This is a genomic window from Microvirga sp. TS319, from assembly GCF_041276405.1.
Lineage (GTDB): Bacteria > Pseudomonadota > Alphaproteobacteria > Rhizobiales > Beijerinckiaceae > Microvirga.
Genome location: NZ_JBGGGT010000002.1, coordinates 2,121,459 through 2,139,381, shown reverse-complemented (window position 1 = coordinate 2,139,381; position 17,923 = coordinate 2,121,459). Strand labels below are relative to the sequence as shown.

Sequence of the window (17,923 nt, the reverse complement as noted above, 5' to 3'; positions counted from 1 at the left end):
CACGTCCGTGTGATCCGTCCGGGCCACTGCCCAAGCCGATGGCACCTACCGCTCCGGCCCGCCCGAGGCCGAGTTGCGAGGAGCGAGGGCCCGCGCATCGGGGATGACCCAGACGTCGAGGGGGGCCGTGCGTCCCCGCATGGCGAGGGTCTGTCGTCGGCATCCGGCGAGGTCGAGCTGAGCCTGCCTCGCCAGCTCGTCGGAAACCACGAGTTCGGCGTCAAGTTCCTTGGCGAGCGCCTCCAGACGGCTGGCGGCGTTGAGCGTGTCTCCGACGGCCGTCAGGTTCGTGGCCCTGCCATAGCCCATCTCGCCCACGATGGCCGGCCCGACGTGAAGGCTGATGACAATTCTGAGGGGCTGATCGAACTCGCTGCCATAGGCTGCGTTCAGGTCCGCCACGCCTTGGCTGATCCGAAGGGCCGCCCCGACGGCCTGCCGCGAAGCCTCTTCCGGATCCGTCGCCAAGCCGAACAGGGCGAGGGCACCATCACCGACGAACTTGTCGAGATACCCGCCGGTCTCCTCGACCGCGTGGCCGACGACCTCGAAGTAGCGGTTGAGGATGAACACCGTATCGAACGGCAGGCGTCGCTCGGTCAGGCTGGTGAAGCCGCGCAGGTCGCAGAACAGGACGGCAATCTCGCGCTCCTGTCCGCGTGCCGCCCGGCTGTTTCCGGCAGGCACGGTCAGCCTGGTCCGCGCCGCCGACAGCACCGGTACGACGGAGAGGTCGCGATCGGGCCGGAACTGACAGGCAAGCCGCACATTCGGACCGGCCTTGATCCGGGTCAGGGTCGTCCGTTCCGGAGCTGTCGGACCGGGTTGGCCCTCGAGTCCATCAAGGACACGCACCCGGCAGGTCGAGCATCGGCCCCGTCCGCCACAGACGGACGGGTGCGGGATTCCCGCCAAGCGGCTTGCTTCGAGGACGCTGAAGCCGCGCGGGACGCTGACGGTCCGCCCTCCCGGATAGGTGATGCGGATGCGGCGGGACCAGTTTCGTGACACGCGGATTGCCCGCGCCGCAAGGGCTGTCCCGATCAGGGTTGCGAACGCGAGATAAAGGCCGTTGCGGATATCGGACAGGATAGCGGGGGCGGAGGCCGGCTCCGGCGCGTTCAGCAAGTCCGGATTGTCCGCGATGGCCTTGCCGGCTTCGGCGAAGCCTAGCAGGGCCAGGAGCGGAACGATGATCGCTCCGGTGTAGAGGCCAAGAGCATAGCGGGAGAACCACGGCTTGGGACGGAGCCAGAAATAGACTCCCAGGCATCCATGCAGCCAGGCAATCACGAGGGCGATGCCCTGCCGGATGCCGATTTCCGGCGCACGGATCCATAAATTCCGAATGACTTCAGGGTAGCCGACCTCCCGTCCGGTGAGCGCGAGTTCTATCCGGGTCCCGGCGACGTGCGCCACAAGGAGGAACGGCAGCACCAGGCCGAGCGTCAGTTGGGCTGCCTCCCGCACCGGCATCCGCAACGTCCGGCGGCGGTAAAGCGCCTGGAGCGCCAACAGAAAATGCAGGAGAAGCGCGCCATAGAGCAGAACCGTGCCGACCGGGTTGCGCCACACCACGTTGAACCAGCCGCGAGCTTCCTCCATGGCTCCGATCGAGACCAGCCCGAGCGCGTGGTTGCCGAAGTGGGTGACGAGGAAGGCCCCGAGCACCAGGCCCGAAGCCAGACGCACCTCACGCAACCGCACGGGGCTCTCGAAAGGGGGCGGACCGAAGCCTTGGCGTGTCGCGGGCGTACTCATCGGGATAGCCACGTGCGGAAAAGGAAGACAAAGCCCAATGCTGTGGCCTGAGCAGGGCGGCGATGCACCTCGACTGCACAGGACAGTTCAGCGTGGCATGGATCATGGGAGGAGCGAAAGGGCAGAGGAAAAGGGCAGGGACCCTGCTGATCCTCTGCCCTTTCGCGGTTCATGCCGACCTACTCAGCCGGCGCCATGATTTTGCGCAAACCCTTGCGGGATCCGAGATAATTCGGAAGGCTGAATGCGCCTGCCCCGCTGACGAAGTAGAACAGGAGACCGCCGACGATGGCGAGATTCTTGAAGAAATGGGTCTGTTGCTGCGCCGCCTGAGCCGCATCGGCGAAGGTCCAGAAGCTGTGGCTGATCAGGCTTGCGACGAGGGTAAAGCCGATCAGGAGAATGGCGGTGAGCCGTGGCGCGACGCCTAAGATCAGCGCAAGGGGGCCGAGGATCTCGGCCACGCCCCCGAGCATGGCGAGGAGGTCGGGGTAGGGCAGTCCCTTGCCGGCCAGCATCGCCGTCAAGCCGGACAGGCCGAACAGCTTGCCGATCCCGGCGGGAAGGAAAAGGGCTGCGACGGCCAAGCGGGCGACCAGGAGGGCCACATCGTTCGTGCGGGTGGTCATGAATTCTCCGTGACGGATGATCCGTCGGGCAGGCGGTATGGCACCGCGCTTCGCGGCAAGGGCATTTTTCGGCGAAGGGGATCCGGTTCGCCGTCGAAGATGCGGGCGGGCCGAAGACAAGAGCTGATTCCACCTCACTGGAAACGGCTCTATCCCGGCCCTGTGGCATTGAGGGAGACACAATCGTGTGAGACGACGGCCAAGGCTGCAGACCTTTCTTTGCAAACGTGCAAGCGGCCGAGGGGAACCTGGAACAAATACGCGAGGAGAGCCCGGAACAAACAGGCGGGCGGACAATTCAGCACTGGACCCGCTTCCAGATCCACAATAGCTAGATGTTCCTGGTCCTCGCCCGCAGCTCCGATGAACGTGTTTCCCTCAGATCCCGATAGCGAGGCCCTCCGAGGCCTGGTGGACGCGCTCACGGAGAGTGGCCAAGCCATCTCCCTCTATGATGCCGAGGATCGGCTGCGCTACGCCAACAAGACGTATCGGGACCTGTTCATGGGAGACTATGACGGCCCTCTGACGTTCACGGACATCCTGCGCCATGCAAGTCAGAACAGGCTCGGGGTGCGGATCGACGACGACGTCGAGACCTTCATCGCCCGAACCCTGCCGCGGCGTCGCAGCATGCGCCGGAAATCATTCGAGACGGACCTGGTCAACGGCCGGTGGTTCTGGATCGAGCACACGATCCTGCCGAACGGCTGGCTCCTCTCGGTCGGGGCCGATATTTCGACCCTGAAGCATAACGAGAAGTCCTTGCGCCAGGCCCATGAGGCGGCCCTCGTGGCTGCGCGCACCGATCTTCTGACCGACCTGCCGAACCGGCGCCATATCCTGGAACACCTGGACGAAGCCCTCGTGGCGCACAAGCGGGCGGCCTCGGGTCTGTGCGTGGCCATTATCGACATCGATCACTTCAAGGCCGTCAACGACACTTACGGGCACGACGCCGGTGACGCCGTGCTCTGGCACTTCGCCCGGGGTTGCCGCGAGAGGCTGCGCGACCAGGACCTCCTTGGCCGGATAGGAGGCGAGGAATTTCTGCTGCTGCTGCCGGGCGTCAGGCTCAATGACGCCGTCGGCATCATCGATCGGGTCAGGGCAGGTTTTCCTTCCGACAGCCTCCCCGGCCACCCGCGGGGAGTGCGGTTCACCTTCAGCGTGGGCGTGACGGAAGCCCTTCCGCACGACGACCGGAGCTCCATTCTCTACCGGGCGGACCGCGCCCTCTATGCCGCCAAGGCGGACGGCCGGAACTGCACCAGGATCCGCTTCGAGAACGAGATTCCGGAGTAGCGCGGAGAGTCTCGGTCCTGACGGGATCGGCAGCCCTGACAAGGGCAAGGAGCCGCCGTCAAATCTCCCGGGGCGGCAGCGGCTTGCGGGCGGGGCCGTGGATCACGTTCCCATCCCGCTCGAACATGGAGCCATGGCAGGGGCAATCCCAGGTGCGATCGGCATTGTTCCAGGTCACGGTGCAGCCTTTGTGCGTGCAGCTTGCCGAGACGGCATGGAGCCCGCCGCCCTCGTCACGCCAGACCGCGATTTTTTCATCTCCCCTCACGATGACCCCGCCTTCGCCCGGGGCGATCTGCGCGACGTCATCGACGAGCGATTGCGAATCGCCGTTCTGATGGAAGTCCTTCGGCGCCGGACGATCCGGCTGGTAGAGCCGGCCCCAGGGGCGGGAGCCCGTAGCGATCTCCTGGGCAATCGTCAGACCCGCTGCGGTTCCGTTGCTGATCCCCCAGCCATTGAAGCCCGTGGCCACGTGAAATCCAGGCGACTCCCCGGCATCCGGCTGGCCCACATAGGGCATGCGATCCGGGGTGTCGTAATCCTCGTTGCACCAGCGCCAGGCGGCTTCGCCGACAGGCAGGTGGGCGCGGGTCCAGTCCTCAAGCTCGCGGAACCGGCGGGCGACATCGCCATCCTGGCCCGTGTTGAAGCGGGGCCCGAGGGTCAGGATCAGAGGGCCGTCGGCGTCTCTGCCCGTCCGGATGGAATGGGTGGGATCGTCGATGCTGATGAACATGCCGTCGACCGCTTCCGGACGGTCGGTGCGAAAGGCCATGACCACATGGCAGCGAGGCTGAGTGCGGTTCGCATAGCCCACCGGGCTTTGCACCGTGATATTGGTTGCGACCACGACATGATCGGCCATGACCTGGCCCTGTGCGGTCCCGATCGACCAGCGGCCGGAGCGATCGAAATCGATGGCCGGGCTGTGCTCATAGATCCGTCCGCCACGGGTCTGCACGGCCGTCGCCAATCCCACGAGGTATCGGGCCGGGTTGAACTGTGCCTGATCGCGGAATTCCAACGCCCCGGCCGTCGCGAAGGGCAGGGGAGCTTGGTCGAGCACGCGGACGTCGAAGCCGAGCGCCGTCGCCGCCTCCGCCTCGGCCCGGATGTCGTCCCGGCGGCCAGGATCGCAGATGTAGGTAAAGGCTGATTTCGGCTCGCAATCACAGTCGATGCGAAGCGTCTCGACCCGTTCCCGAATGTGTGCGATGCCGGTCCGGTTCGCGTCCGCGTAGGCCTTTGCGATGTCCGGTCCAGCCGTGTCGATCAAGTCGCGGTAGATGAGGCTGTGCTGGGCCGTGATCTTGGCCGACGAGCGTCCCGTGACCTGCCGTCCGACCTGACGGGCTTCGAGCACCACGACCGACCTGCCCGCCTCCAGAAGAGATAGCGCGGTCGTCAGGCCGACGATACCGGCGCCCACGATCACCACGCCGCATTCCTGGGTGCCCGCAAGCTGCGGGAAAGCGGTCTCAGGTGCGCTCGCCACCCAGCAGCAATCGGGCTTTCCTGACAGTTCCGTCATGGCAGATCTCCCTGGTGCGTCGAAGGCCGGAGAAGCGTCCGCCAGGAGACAATGCCCAAGCTTCCGTATGGTTCTGGCCATGTCTGACAAATGGGAAGCAGCGCTCCCGGTCCTCCGCCGGATCCATGCCCAGGAAACGGGCAGGGGCCCTGCTGGCTCATGAGCGACGCGCGGCCCGACCGGCCTCGCCCCCGGGACAACATCCGGCCGGAACAATAGGTCCTGTCCACTGTTTGCGGGCGAACGGCCGACGTGCTGACGAGCTACGGCCACGGTGCCGGTGCACACTCTATCGCGCGTCCTGTCGTCGCCTCGATCGGATCCCGCTTGCGGGACACGCCTGCGATATTTGGAGGATTGTTCATGAACAACGATTCCTTTGCGGCCACTTGGGGACCACGCATGCTCGCGGTTCTTCGGATCGTCACCGCTCTCATCTTCCTGGAGCACGGGACCCAAAAGATCCTCGGCTTCCCGCCGCCGACCGGTCCTATGCCGCCGATATTCTCCTTGCTCTGGTTCGGCGGCATCCTCGAAATGATCGGGGGCCTGCTCCTCCTCGTCGGCTTTCTCACGCGTCCAGTGGCGTTCGTGCTCGCGGGCGAGATGGCCGTGGCCTACTGGATGGTCCACGCGCCTCAGAGCTTCTATCCGGCCCTGAATGGCGGCGATGCAGCCATTCTCTACTGCTTTGTCTTCCTCTACTTCGCCGTGGTGGGAGCCGGGGCGTGGAGCATCGACACGGCCCGACGCAGATCCGGCGCGGCGCCTGCCGCGAACGATCGTCTCCGGTCCGCCTGATATCGTAGGGATTGTCGAACTCCACCCATTCCTTGCCATTCCTTGCCGCCGAGCGCATGGAGGATGGGACTTTTCAGAGCCTCCGCCACCTGCATCAGCTCTGCGTGGCCCCGGCACAGCCGCGGCCGCAGAAGAGGGGCACGCGCCGGGCTCCATTGAGCAATGAGGCGAGCGCGTCGATTTCTCGCTCGCCCGACCGCACGATGGGGAAGGGGGGAGGAAGCCCGGTCTCGGGGAGACGTTCCGGGCGGGGCTGGCCGCAGGGCCACATCGCCCGCCAGGATCACGACCGGAACACCTCGGAAAGTCACACGCAAAGGCCAGACCGTCTCTCATTCCGCTGCGACGCCACCCTTTGCGCCGGGGTCAGGCGGACTTTTGACACCGACCTTGCGGCGTGAGCTGAGTTCCCGCAGGTTCTGGAAGACCACATAGAGCATCGGGATCAGGAAGATGCCGCCGAACGCAGCTGCGATCATCCCGCCGAAGACCGGGGTGCCGACGGCACGCCGGCTGAGCGCTCCGGCGCCTTCCGCGATCACCAGCGGAAGGAGGCCGAAGATGAACGCAAGGCTCGTCATCATCACGGGCCGGAAGCGCAAGCGCGCGCCAGCGATTGCTGCGTCGCCGATTGCTGCCCCCTGGAGCCGCTGCTGGAGCGCGAATTCGACGATCAGGATTCCGTTTTTGGCGGCAAGCGCCACCAGCACCACGAGCCCGATCTGTGCGTAGACGTCGAAGGCCAGGCCCGACAGCTTCACGGCACCGATCGCGCCAAGCCCGCCGACGCTGACAGACAGAAGGACAGGGATCGGGATGTTCCAGCTCTCGTAGAGCGCGACCAGGAACAAATAGGCGAACAGCACGGCAAGGCCGAGAACGATCCCGGCTTGGCCGCTCGCCGTTTTTTCCTGCAGCGCGGTTCCGGTCCATTCAAAGCCGTAGCCGGGCGGGAGTGTCGCGGCCGAGATTCGCTCCATGGCGGTGAGCGCCTGGCCCGAGCTGTAGCCCGGCTTGGGCGCGCCGTTGATGATCGTGGCCCGGAAGCCGTTGTAGCGCACGATCGCCTGCGGGCCCTGTACGAGCCGTGCCTGCGCCAGGGCACGGATCGGCACCATCATCCCCGCGGCATTGCGGACATAGACCCGGTAAATGTCATCGATCTCGTTGCGGAATCCGGGTTCCGACTCGACGTTGACCTGCCATGTCCGACCGAAAAGATTGAAATCATTGACGTAGAATCCCCCGAGAGATGCCTGCAGCGCGTTGAATATGCTGCTGATGGGAATGCCGAGCACCTGCGCCTTGTCACGATCGATGTCGAGGTAGACCTGCGGTGTATCCGCCGCGAAGGTGCTGAAGACGCCGGCAAGTTCAGGTTGCTGATTGGCAGCGACGAGAACTCCGCGCATGACGGCCGCGAGGTCCGTGGGGCTCTGGCCCTGCAACGCCTCGAGGGCGTACTGGAAGCCGCCGGTATTGCCGAGGCCCAGAATGGGCGGCAGGTTGAACGGGAAGACGACGGCTCCCTGGATGGCAGCGAGCTGTGGCCGCAGGCGAGCGAGGACCGCATCGACGCTCTCGGCCGGATCGGTACGGTCCTCATAGGGCTTCATGCGGATCACGAAGAAGGCGTTGTTCGACGAGGCCACGTAGTCGATGAAGTTCAGCCCGACCACCGACAGGACGCCCCCGACCCCAGGGGCCGATCGGACGATGTCTTCCACTTGAGCGACCAGCTTCTCGGTGCGCTCGGTGGAGGCGCCCTCGGGCAGCCGCAGGGCGGCGAAGATCGCCCCCTGATCCTCCGACGGCAGGAAACCTTGGGGAGTCACCCTGAACAGCCCGTACGAAGCCGCGGCGACTCCGGCGACGACCACCAGGCTGACGACCGCCACGCGAACGAGGCGGCGCACCAGCGCGGCAAATCCGTCGCGTACGTGATCAATCGCGCCAAGCACGTAGCGCATGGGTCCACGCGGTGGCCCGGCGCGCTTCAGGAGGACCGAGCATAGGGCTGGGCTCAATGTCAGGGCGTTGACCGCGGAGATGATCATCGCGGTCGAGACCGCGACGGCGAACTGGCGGAAGAGCTGGCCGCTGATGCCGGGGATGAAGGCCACCGGAATGAAGACCGACAGGAGTACGAGAGTGATGGCGATGATCGGCCCCGTGATTTCCGCCATGGCCTTCTTGGTGGCGTCGGGAATCGAGAGGGTCGGCTCCTCTTCGATCACCCGTTCGACATTCTCGGTGACGACGATCGCATCGTCGACGACAATCCCGATCGCGAGCACCAGGGCAAGGAGCGATACCGTGTTGGCGGAATAGCCGATGATGAGCATGACCGCGAAGGTCCCGATGATCGAGACCGGCACGGCCACCAGCGGGATTATCATCGTGCGGACCTTGCCGAGAAACAGGAACACGACGAGCGCCACCAACAGGAACGCGAAGGCGAGGGTGCGAATGACCTCGTTGACGGTTGCGGTGACGAAGGTGGTCGCATCCCAGAAGAGATCGCTGCGGACATCGTCCGGAAAGCGCTTGCCGAGGTCGTCCATCACCTCCCGCACGCGCCGCGCCACCTCGACCGCATTGGCGCCCGGCGCCTGGTAGATGCCGATTGCCGCCGAGGGTGCGCCGTTGAACCGGGTATGGCGGTCCTGCGTCTTGGCGCCGAGATCGGTGCGGGCCACATCCTTGACCCGGACGAGAGAGCCATTGGGGTTCGCCCGCAGGACAATGTTCTCGAAGTCCTCTGTCCGGGTCAGCCGTCCCTTGGTCTTGATGGTGAGCTGCAGTTGCTGGTTGCCGGGTGCGGGTTCCGCGCCGATGCGGCCCACCGCAGCCTGCAGGTTCTGGCCCTGAATCGCGGCGATCACATCGGCCGGCGTCAGGTTGAAGGCCGTCAGACGGTCGGGATCGAGCCATAGGCGCAGCGAATAATCGAGGGGGCCGAAGAGGGTGGCCTGGCCGACGCCGGGTATGCGTGCCAGCGGATCGATGACGTTGATCGTGGCGTAATTGTTGAGAAACAGCGCATCATGCGTGCCCTTGGGCGCCGAGAGGGTGATGACCTGCAAAAGCGCAGCCGATCTCTTGCGGATGACCAATCCCTGGCGTTGCACTTCCTGCGGCAGGAGCGGCGTCGCGAGCTGGGCCCGGTTCTGGACGTTGACCGTATTGATATCGGCGTCGGTGCCGAGCGCGAAGGTGACGGTCAGTGTGTAGCTGCCGTCGGCCCCGCTCGTCGACTGGTAGTAGAGGGCATTGTCGACGCCGTTGATCTGCTGTTCGATCGGCTGGGCGACGGTCGTTTCCACGACCTCTGCATCGGCCCCGGGATAGAGAGTGGTGAGCGAAACCTGCGGCGGCACGATATCGGGAAACTGTGCGACCGGGATTGACCGCATGGCGATCAGTCCCGCCAAGGTAATGACGATCGAGATCACGAAGGCGAGGCGGGGCCGGTCGATGAAGATATCCGAGATCATGGGCGCGTGGCCTCCGGCGGCAGCACGTTCGCCTGCACGACCTGCCCGGGCTGGACCTTCTGGACCCCGTCTACGATCACGTTGTCGCCTTCCTGAAGGCCTGCGAGGACGACGACATCGGCATCCCGGTTCGGACCGGTTTTGACCGGCCGCCGCTCCACCTTGTGCTGATCGTTGACCACCAGGGCATAATAGCCGCTCTGGTCGAACTGCAGGGCTGCCTGCGGGATGACGAGGCGCGGCTCCTCCTGACGTCGGCGAATTTCCACGGTCACGAACTGCCCGTCGAGCAACTGCCCGTCGGGGTTGGGAACCGTCGCGCGCATGATGAGCGTATCCGTTTGCTGATCCACTTGCGGATCGGTCAGGTTCCAGACACCGCGGTGCGGGTACTCGGCACCGCTCGACAGGCGGATGAGGATCTCGATCTTGGCGAGGCTGCCGTTTTCCTCGCGACGTGCTTCGCGAATGAGTTCGAGGTCGCGCACACTGACCGGAAAGAGCACATAGATCGGATCCTGACTCACGATCGTCGCCAAGACGCCGCTCGCTGGATTGACGAGATTCCCCATCGTGTAGGCGGTGCGGCCGATCACGCCGTCGATCGGCGACCGGATCTCGGTGTAGCCGAGATTTTCCTCGGCCTGTGTGAGCGCAGCCTTCATCTGCAGGACATTGGCCGTGGCGCTGTCGAGGTTGGCCTTGTCCTGATCGACGGTTGATTGGGGGCTGAATTGACGCTGCGCGAGAGACAGCTGCCGCTCATATTGAAGCTGGGCGTTGGTCACGACCGCTCCAGCCGAGGCCAGATTCGCTTTTGCCTGGTCGACCTGCGCTTGAAACTGAACCTTCTCGATCTGGTACAGAAGGTCCCCGGCCTTGACGGTTTGGCCCTCGCGGAAAGCGACCTGCTCGAGAAAGCCCTCGACGCGTGCGCGCAGATCGACTTTGCTCACGGCTTTGGCGTGGCCGACGAACTGGAAGGACTGGTTCACTCCGCGAAACTCCGCGGGTCGGACGCCAACCGCCGGCTGCGGTGGCGGAGCGGCGGCCTGCTGCTGAGGATTGCACGCCGCCGGCAGCAGGAGACCGAGAAGAATGGCCCGCCTCCAGCAGGGAGGCTTACACCGATACGAAGTCATTGTGCCGTCTCCGCTCCCATTGCAGGAGCGCAAGCGACCGCGCGCCCACGGACGGCGAGCGCATGGTCAGGGGTTGCGGCGCGAGAACGACACGGCATAAGCGCCGTCCCGCACGGCGATCATCGGATCGTCCGAAGCCTCGATCCCGTCGGTAAGCTGGCCCGGCAGGAACAGCAGCTTCTTCTCGGCCTCCGCGCTGTCCGGCACGGCCTTGTCGACCGTCAGGATGCCGAGCTCCACGACCTTGCGGTCGTCGGGCCAAGGCCGGGAGGGATCGTTTGTGGGATCGCCGGCCGCCGCAAGCTGCGCCTTGAGATGGAAGATGACCGGCCCGCGGCTCAGGCGCTCCGGCAGCTCCGTCATGAGAAAGTCCGGCGGTCGTTTGGCTGCATCTGCCGCATTCAGATGCACCACCTCTTCCGGCGTCACCACGTAGCGCACGGGCTGGCGCTCGCCCGCCTTGTCGACGAGCACGAAGGCGTTGAGACCACGATATTCCTCATGGGCGAAGCTGTCCGGCGTGGCGATGGTGGCCAAAGCCGCCGGTATCGTGGGATGGGCGGCGACGAACCGGTCGAGCCTCGTCGGCTTGGGAGCCTCGGGCGGGCTGGCCGCGATGGCAAGAAAGAAGTCGCGCAGGTCGGCCGCAGTGGGCACCAGGAAGACCTTGAACGAGTTGGTCACCATGTCGGTCTCGCTGCCGTCCGGCAGATGGAACTTGAGCGCCATGCCGTGCGGATTGGCTCCATTCGAGCCATCCGGGATCGTCGGGAGCCCGCCTGCATTTGAGAACCGTACCGTTACTGGGATCGAGCGGCCGTCGAACAGAACCGCGCGGCTCAGCGCGGCGGCTTCTGGAGACCCTTTGAAGCGACCCTCAACCACAATTCCCTTGGCGTGGTTGGTGCGAAACCCAGGATGGCTGCCGAACACCTGGTTCATCGCGTCCACAACCTGGGTTTCGACGGTCTGCTCTTGTGCCCAACCGGGGCCGGATCCGGCGAAGGTCAGGACAAGCAACCTGATTAGAATCCAGCTGATCCTCATAGGTGTCTCCTGCTGCACGGGAACGATGGATCCCGGCTTCAAGGCAGCACGCGAGGCGGACGCAATATGGACTGGCGGCGGCTCATCGCGGAGGAGCGATCCGGAATCTGCCGCGCCCTCGACCGAGGCGACAGGGGCGAGATCGACAGCTTGAGACTGAGCCGACATCAGGGTTTTGTTGTGGCGCACACAGGCGAGCATAAGGAAATATGGCGCAGCGATGTCGCCCGTGACCTTGGCTCCCGTTGCTCTGTCGTCGATCAGGCTTTGTTTGCCGTTGGCAGAAGCGTCTGCCTATGCCGAGCTTTTGCTTGAGCAGCCGGGAGGAGGCGAACTCCGTACCCGGATCGAAGGCAATCGACTGCCGGGCCGGAGCGGGCAGGGCATAGGCGTCTCGATCACGCGCTCATGACGCCCGCCGAGTTGCTGTCCCGACTTGCGGGTTGGCGCCGTCTCGATGGCGTTGCTCACCGGGATGTTGAGACCGCGCGGCTTGCGCAGGTAGCGGGTCCGCCGCTGGCTCCGGCCGCATCGTGAGCGCCAAACCGCCGGGCCAGCCGATGCGCCTGGCGCCGGGTGATGCCCATGAGACCAGCCGCCGCGGTCATCGTCAGGCGGCCTGCACAAACCGATGCCAGCACGTCAGCGTGGCGAAGCTCCCGTTCGCTCATCGACACCACCGCCATCGGCCACGTCCTCCTGCAACCCCGAAAAGCAGGAGAGTGCCATTTGAACTTTGCAAGGGGGTGTCATCTCTATATTGCAGCTACAACACGAATTCGCATAAGATATATTATGGAATTAGCTCTAGGATCTTTCTTCATGTCAACGACGTAATCCACGTACCACCTTAGAGCATTTGCCGCTCGTTGTGGACGGGATTAGCTTCAGGCTGTCCACAACGTGGTTGGAGCGCGCTCATGCATCTCCAGCGCATCGTTCTGCCCAGTGGCCGGATCACCTGGACCGCCTATGACGGCGACGCGGTTGTCGCCGAGATCCGCGACTTCGTCATCTATCTCGAAGCCCGGCACTACGCGCCTCGCTCCGTCAGCCATTACGCCCGGCACGCTGTCAGGCTCGGCAACTATCTCGCGGCCCTCGGCAAGAGCTTCCGCGAGATCACGGCCACGGATCTCGACCGCTTCATTCCCGCCGTCGCCAAGGCTGGCCGGAAGCTCGATGCCCGAACCGCCATGACGATCATTCCACTGCGGCCAGAGCATGTGGAGGTCTCGGCCAGCCTGCACAATCAGATCCTGTTTGGCATCAAGGCCTTCTACGCCTTTCTGAAGCTCCGGGATGCAACGGTGCTCTTCGACACGATCGCGAAGCCACGTGCCTATGCTCCCGAGGCTTATCAGCCGTTTCTGGCGCATGTGGCCGCCCGCAAGGCCCGCCGGAAGGCCGAGAGCCGCTCGGATGCCGACGCTATGGCGGCTGCCGCCAAGCGGGCTGCCGACCACCGTCTAAAGCCGGAGCAGGTCGTGCGGATTATCCAGGCGGCTGCGTTGATGCGCGATGCGTTCCTCGTAGTCGTCCTTTACACAACCGGCATGCGGATCGGCGAGGCGCGGGGTTTGCTGCATGAGGATATCCGCCTCGATGAGAGCCTGATCTGGGTCACGCCGCGCGCTCTGGAAAATGGTGCCAGGGTCAAGAGCGGCCATCCGCGGCCGATCCCGGTGCCGGACTTCCTCATGCGGATGTACGAGGACTACATCGCCAGCGACGAGTACCTGCCCGCTTTTGAGGCCGGAACGGACTACGTGTTCTGCAATCTGGCCGGCGGGTTGATCGGGCGTGGGCTGTCCGAGAGCAATGTCTACGACATTCAGGGGCGGCTGGCGAAGGCCTCGGGCGTTGCATTCACTTGGCACATGTTCCGGCATTCCCATGCCAGCGAAGCCATCGCCCAAGGCTACAGCCTGCTCGATGTCGCCGACCGGCTCGGCCATGCCAGTCCGCAGACCACGAACGCGATCTACAAGCACCTGTTCAACGCCGAGTACCGCAAGATGCGCCTCAGGAGCCATGAGGAACTCGAGGGACGGCTCAGCGATCTGCGGCGTCGAACGCTGACGCAGGAGCAGGTCAAATGGCTATGAAGATCGTCGTCACGAACGAGCCGCAGGACGCTTACCTCGGCGGCCTTCAGGCCTTCATTGCCAGCGTCAGCCCCCTCCTCCTCAAGCGCGATCGCTGGGGCTATCACACCCTGGAAAAGTGCTTCGGCATTGACGGCGTCTCAGCGCTCTACACGCCACCCAAGTTCCCGCCACGGACGCGGCAGAGACTGCGTCAGGAGGCTCTGGCGCTGGCCGCCGATCCGCGCTCGGACGATCGCTTCCTGGGCGGCGTCGGCTTCGACTTCACCAGGGTTCCCGAACCGTATCGGACTGAGCTCAAGGCTTATTTTACATGGCGGCTGGCCCGCTCGCAGAGCCGGCACTACGACTGGTACGCCCGGGCCGTGCGCCTCATCCCGTTCTGTGCCGATCTGGCCGATCCAACCCGACGGCCCGCAACAGTGAATGTGCGCCCGTGCCTGATCGACTTCGGGGATCCGCTTGAGGATGGTGACGGCAACGGCAGCACGCGGCTGGCGCAGGTGATGCGGGAGTGGTTCCAGTCTCAAGGATACAGCACACGAGAGTACATCGGGGAATGGCGCCTCCGGGGCGGCGAGGGCACGTTGGCTAAGAACGTCTATCGCAACTTCACGCCAGCAAACTCCCTGGTGCGGACGCTCCTGATCCTGCGGGAGAAGGCCAAGCCCCTCGAGACCAGGGATCTCATCCTGTTCGAAGATGTGTATCCGGCCGACGAGGTTCCGGAGAGCAAACGGACGGAGCCCTACTTCCACTTCTACAAGCTTCGCTCTCTCTGGCTGCGCGATGCCGCGCGGCGCTATATTTTGAGCAAGATCGCGTACAAAGAACTCTCTGCCACGACCCTGGTGAGCTATGTCAAAAGGTTGTCGCAACTCGACGAGTGCTTGCATGAGCTGCACTCTGCGCCGAAGCCAAAGCATGTGACGCAGGAGTTTGTCGATCACACCTTCCTGGCCTGGGGCAAGGAGAGGGACTTCGTCGGGCAGAACTGGTACGCCGATCCGATCAACCTGCTCAAATGGGCGTCAGCCCACCTGCCCGCTTTGGGCTGGTCACGTCTGACCTTCGATCCACGCAACATTCGCCGGGTGCACAGCTACCATCCGAAGGGCCGCCACTACGAGCGCAAGTTCGAAGAAGCGTTGGTTCCGGAGGAGGTGGTGGAGCAGATGTTTGCCCGGTTCGACACCCTGCCCCCGGTCTGCAAGCGGCTGCTGATCATCGTCCGCTACACCGGCATGCGCTGCCATGATCTTCACCATCTTGGCTTCGGTTGCCTGAAGCCCGATCCGGACGATGACCGCTTCATGCTGCTGACATTCTACCAGTCGAAGGTGAAGCAGTGGAACACCAAGCCGCTGCACAAGGACGACGCGGCCCATGCCTTGGTCATCCAGGCAATCGAGGAGCAGCGCGCAGAAGGTCGCCGGCAATGGGGCCGGGCCACTGAGTATCTGTTCCCGCACCGGCTCGGCGATAAGGAAGTCGCTCTCGACAGCAACCGGACCCGCGAGGTCATCGGTCGATGGTGCATCGACAACGGCATCCGCGACACAACGGGAAAGCTGTACGACTTCGGCTGGCATGACTTCCGGCACTTCTACGGCACCGAAATGGCGTTGGCCGGCTACGACATCCACCTGATCCAGATGGAACTGGGCCATGCCTCGGCTGACATGAGCCTCGTGTATGTCAACCGCCGCCTCAAGTTGCGCAAGAAGGCTCTTCTGGAGAAGGGCGGCGGCAAGTTCGTCACCATCAAGGGCGAGGTGGACGACAAGATCGCCGAACTGGCGATCCGGAAGGATGCGGCCTTGGCGGTGGATATTCCTGGCGGTCTGTGCTCCCTCCCCGGCCAGATTGGCGAATGGTGCGAGCACAATGGAGCCTGCTTCACCTGCGTCTACTTCCGGGCGGATGTGGAGCAGTTACCCTTTTTTGAGCGGGAGAAGCGTTCAATGGCGTCAGGCTTGAAACGCCTGCAGGCGGAGGTGACCGACTTCGAGCAGAAGGGGCAGCTGCGCATGGCCGAGATCGGCCGCAGGCGGATCGGGCGCACTGAGGACGGCATGGCGAACCTCGCCACGATCATCAGCACGATCAAAACGGAAGGGGTGTACGGTGGGAGCGATCGGAAGTATCGGGGGGCTGCTTGCGGCAGCGGAACAGCGCAGTGTGGGAAAGCGGCGCCTGGTCGAGGAGACCATCACGGCAATGCGCCACCGCGGTGAGGTGATCACCTTCAAGACGGTGGCCGAGCAGGCGAGGGTGAGCCGCCAATATCTCTACACGCACTTCAAGGACACCATCGAGCAGCTCCGCACGGATGGGCAGCATCAGGCTGTCGTGGTGGAAGGCGAGACGGTCCCTGCCCGCTCCGCCGGCCGGGCGGCCACGATCGAGCTGGCGCTGCGCAACAAGATCAGCCGCCTGGAAGAGGAATTGACGGAGCTTCGCAAAGAGAACACGGCGCTTGAGCGGCGCTACGAAAAGGCTCTTGGCGAGGCGGAGGAATGGCGCAGCCGGCACCAGGCTGCCGTCACGGAGTTGCTGGAGACGCGCAGCCGTTCGAAGGGTTGAGTGTGAGATCGTCATGGCCGATGACGGAGAGATCCGTCATCGGCCATGCGAGCCTCAAGGCCGGAGGCACGCGCAGCGGTCAAGAATGCGCAGCACCGCCAGAGGCGGCGGGCCGAAGGCCCGTTCTTGACGGCGAGCATGCCGAAGGCACTTCCATCCTCCTGCTTGACATGTCCACGACAGCTAAGTCGTTGGCCCTATGAATATTCTTGTCCAGGGCTGGAGCTAAATGGAACTAAAAGGCATTGCTGGAGCCGGGACACATCGCCCTGCGGTCAAGCTGGCTTATCCAAGGAGGTTCGTCACCCAGAGCACCAAGTCGGATGCGGCCTTGCCGAAGGCGTCGTTCAGGCCCGCCGCCGCAGCCGGGGCATCGGTCCCCTTGACCGGAACGCTGGCATGCACAATGCGCGCGCCGACGATCCGTCCGTCCGTGGCCAGGATCTTGGCCGAGAACTCCACATCGGCGGTCGGCTCCGGGAGCAGATCGAGCTGGAAGCCGCGTATGTCGATCAGCAGCTGATAGTCGGCGGTCAATCCTTCCGTTGGGTAAGATACTGACTGCGGATAATTCGCGTTCTCGAAGCTCTGGATGATCTTCGCCTGCAGGAGCTTCGGCAGGCTGTCGCCCCACTGCGCGTCCAGCGCAACGCTTTCATCGGTCTGCGGCCGCGTGAGGATTTTCTGGGTCTCGAACAGGGCGAGCGCGGTCGGCTCCGGAACGACGAGCTGCCCGCGTGGAGCCTTGTCCGGTGGCGAGATGGCAACCGGGGCGGTCAGGTCATAAAGCACGGAAGGCGCCTTCGGCTGGCCTCCGCCGCCCAGGCGCTCCAGGGACTCCAGGATCCGGTCGATGCGGTCCGAGTTGCGCGCGAGCACCTCCGAGAACGTCTGGAGATTGGCAAGCGTGCCGTGCAGCGGCTCCGCATTGTCGGCGATGAGGGCGTCGATGCGATGCAGGGCCTCCCGCGCCGACTGGCTCAGGTCCTGGCTCGCGGCAGGGTCCGCCTTGAGCACCGGCGCGCCGTCCGTGGCGGTGGGGCGCGGCGCTGTGGGCGTACCACCCTGCAAAGCGATGGACGGCGGGCTCATGAGCCCCTGAGACGCGAGACCGACTTGAGTATCTGCCCTGACGGGCGTTTTGGGATCGAGGGAGATCGTAGCGATCACCTGGTGCGGATCGTCTGGATTGAGCCGAAGCCCGGTAACCGCCCCGGCCGTAATTCCGTTGAACAAAACCTGTGAGCCGGGCAGCACTCCCGTGACGGGGCTCTCGAAGACGATCCGATAGGTATCCCGCTCGCCGAACCCGCCGGCGGCGCGAAGCCAGTACGCGAAAGCGAATGCCGCCGCGATCACGCAGAGTGTGAAGAGCCCGATGAGAGAATATCGCGCCGTCGTCTCCATGATCCCGCCTTCGCAGCCCCCGGAAGGCTATCGAATGTCGCCTAGAGCATCGGACCCAAAAGTGGACCTGCACTTTTGGGACAGATCCGATGCTCCCTTGTTGGAG

Annotated in this window: 12 protein-coding genes and 1 pseudogene; 5 read left to right on the top strand and 8 right to left on the bottom strand. The window is 64.4% G+C overall.

Annotated features, from left to right (window positions below):
- Positions 1 to 45 precede the first annotated feature (45 nt).
- Together AB8841_RS19430 and AB8841_RS19425 are read right to left on the bottom strand one after the other, a co-directional pair.
- A complete protein-coding gene (locus tag AB8841_RS19430; RefSeq protein ID WP_370437448.1) occupies positions 46 to 1,761 on the bottom strand; it encodes an adenylate/guanylate cyclase domain-containing protein in 1,716 nt (571 codons plus the stop codon).
- Positions 1,762 to 1,940: 179 nt separating this feature from the next.
- Positions 1,941 to 2,390: a DoxX family protein gene (locus AB8841_RS19425; RefSeq protein WP_370437447.1), complete on the bottom strand. Its 450-nt coding sequence runs from the start codon at positions 2,388 to 2,390 to the stop codon at positions 1,941 to 1,943.
- A 363-nt stretch (positions 2,391 to 2,753) separates the two neighbouring features.
- Here AB8841_RS19425 and AB8841_RS19420 point away from each other — a divergent pair, with 363 nt between their 5' ends.
- Entirely contained in the window at positions 2,754 to 3,695 is a 942-nt protein-coding gene (locus tag AB8841_RS19420) for a diguanylate cyclase (protein WP_370437446.1), read from the top strand.
- A 58-nt stretch (positions 3,696 to 3,753) separates the two neighbouring features.
- Here the strand turns inward: AB8841_RS19420 and AB8841_RS19415 are convergent, their stop codons facing one another.
- Positions 3,754 to 5,229 carry an FAD-dependent oxidoreductase gene (locus AB8841_RS19415; RefSeq protein ID WP_370437445.1) on the bottom strand — a complete coding sequence of 492 codons (1,476 nt, stop codon included), beginning with the start codon at positions 5,227 to 5,229 and terminating at the stop codon, positions 3,754 to 3,756.
- A gap of 363 nt (positions 5,230 to 5,592) precedes the next feature.
- Here AB8841_RS19415 and AB8841_RS19410 point away from each other — a divergent pair, with 363 nt between their 5' ends.
- Positions 5,593 to 6,030, top strand: a complete 438-nt coding sequence (locus AB8841_RS19410; RefSeq protein ID WP_370437444.1) for a DoxX family protein — start codon at positions 5,593 to 5,595, stop codon at positions 6,028 to 6,030.
- On the opposite strand, the pseudogene AB8841_RS19405 reads toward AB8841_RS19410, so the two are convergent.
- The 4 genes and pseudogenes from AB8841_RS19405 to AB8841_RS19390 form a co-directional block, all read right to left on the bottom strand.
- Positions 6,017 to 6,214, bottom strand: a pseudogene (locus AB8841_RS19405) (ubiquinone-dependent pyruvate dehydrogenase); the annotation flags it as partial. The gene AB8841_RS19410 and the pseudogene AB8841_RS19405 overlap by 14 nt on opposite strands.
- A 148-nt stretch (positions 6,215 to 6,362) precedes the next feature.
- Positions 6,363 to 9,527, bottom strand: a complete 3,165-nt coding sequence (locus AB8841_RS19400) for an efflux RND transporter permease subunit (RefSeq protein ID WP_370437443.1) — start codon at positions 9,525 to 9,527, stop codon at positions 6,363 to 6,365.
- A complete protein-coding gene (locus AB8841_RS19395; RefSeq protein WP_370437442.1) occupies positions 9,524 to 10,669 on the bottom strand; it encodes an efflux RND transporter periplasmic adaptor subunit in 1,146 nt (381 codons plus the stop codon). Before AB8841_RS19395 ends, AB8841_RS19400 begins: the two co-directional genes overlap by 4 nt.
- A 66-nt stretch (positions 10,670 to 10,735) precedes the next feature.
- Positions 10,736 to 11,716, bottom strand: coding sequence for a catalase family peroxidase (locus tag AB8841_RS19390; RefSeq protein ID WP_370437441.1), 981 nt, complete (start codon positions 11,714 to 11,716; stop codon positions 10,736 to 10,738).
- A gap of 920 nt (positions 11,717 to 12,636) precedes the next feature.
- Here AB8841_RS19390 and AB8841_RS19385 point away from each other — a divergent pair.
- From AB8841_RS19385 to AB8841_RS19375, 3 genes are read left to right on the top strand one after another with little or no spacing between them, the layout of a single operon-like run.
- The gene (locus tag AB8841_RS19385) at positions 12,637 to 13,824 is read left to right on the top strand and encodes a tyrosine-type recombinase/integrase (RefSeq protein ID WP_370437440.1); all 1,188 of its coding nucleotides are present in this window, start codon (positions 12,637 to 12,639) and stop codon (positions 13,822 to 13,824) included.
- Entirely contained in the window at positions 13,815 to 16,061 is a 2,247-nt protein-coding gene (locus AB8841_RS19380) for a tyrosine-type recombinase/integrase (RefSeq protein ID WP_370437439.1), read from the top strand. The genes AB8841_RS19385 and AB8841_RS19380 overlap by 10 nt, the downstream gene beginning before the upstream one ends.
- The gene (locus AB8841_RS19375; protein WP_370437438.1) at positions 15,952 to 16,410 is read left to right on the top strand and encodes a DUF6262 family protein; all 459 of its coding nucleotides are present in this window, start codon (positions 15,952 to 15,954) and stop codon (positions 16,408 to 16,410) included. Before AB8841_RS19380 ends, AB8841_RS19375 begins: the two co-directional genes overlap by 110 nt.
- 285 nt (positions 16,411 to 16,695) lie before the next feature.
- Here the strand turns inward: AB8841_RS19375 and AB8841_RS19370 are convergent, their stop codons facing one another.
- The gene (locus AB8841_RS19370; RefSeq protein ID WP_370437437.1) at positions 16,696 to 17,817 is read right to left on the bottom strand and encodes an ABC-type transport auxiliary lipoprotein family protein; all 1,122 of its coding nucleotides are present in this window, start codon (positions 17,815 to 17,817) and stop codon (positions 16,696 to 16,698) included.
- Positions 17,818 to 17,923 lie beyond the last annotated feature (106 nt).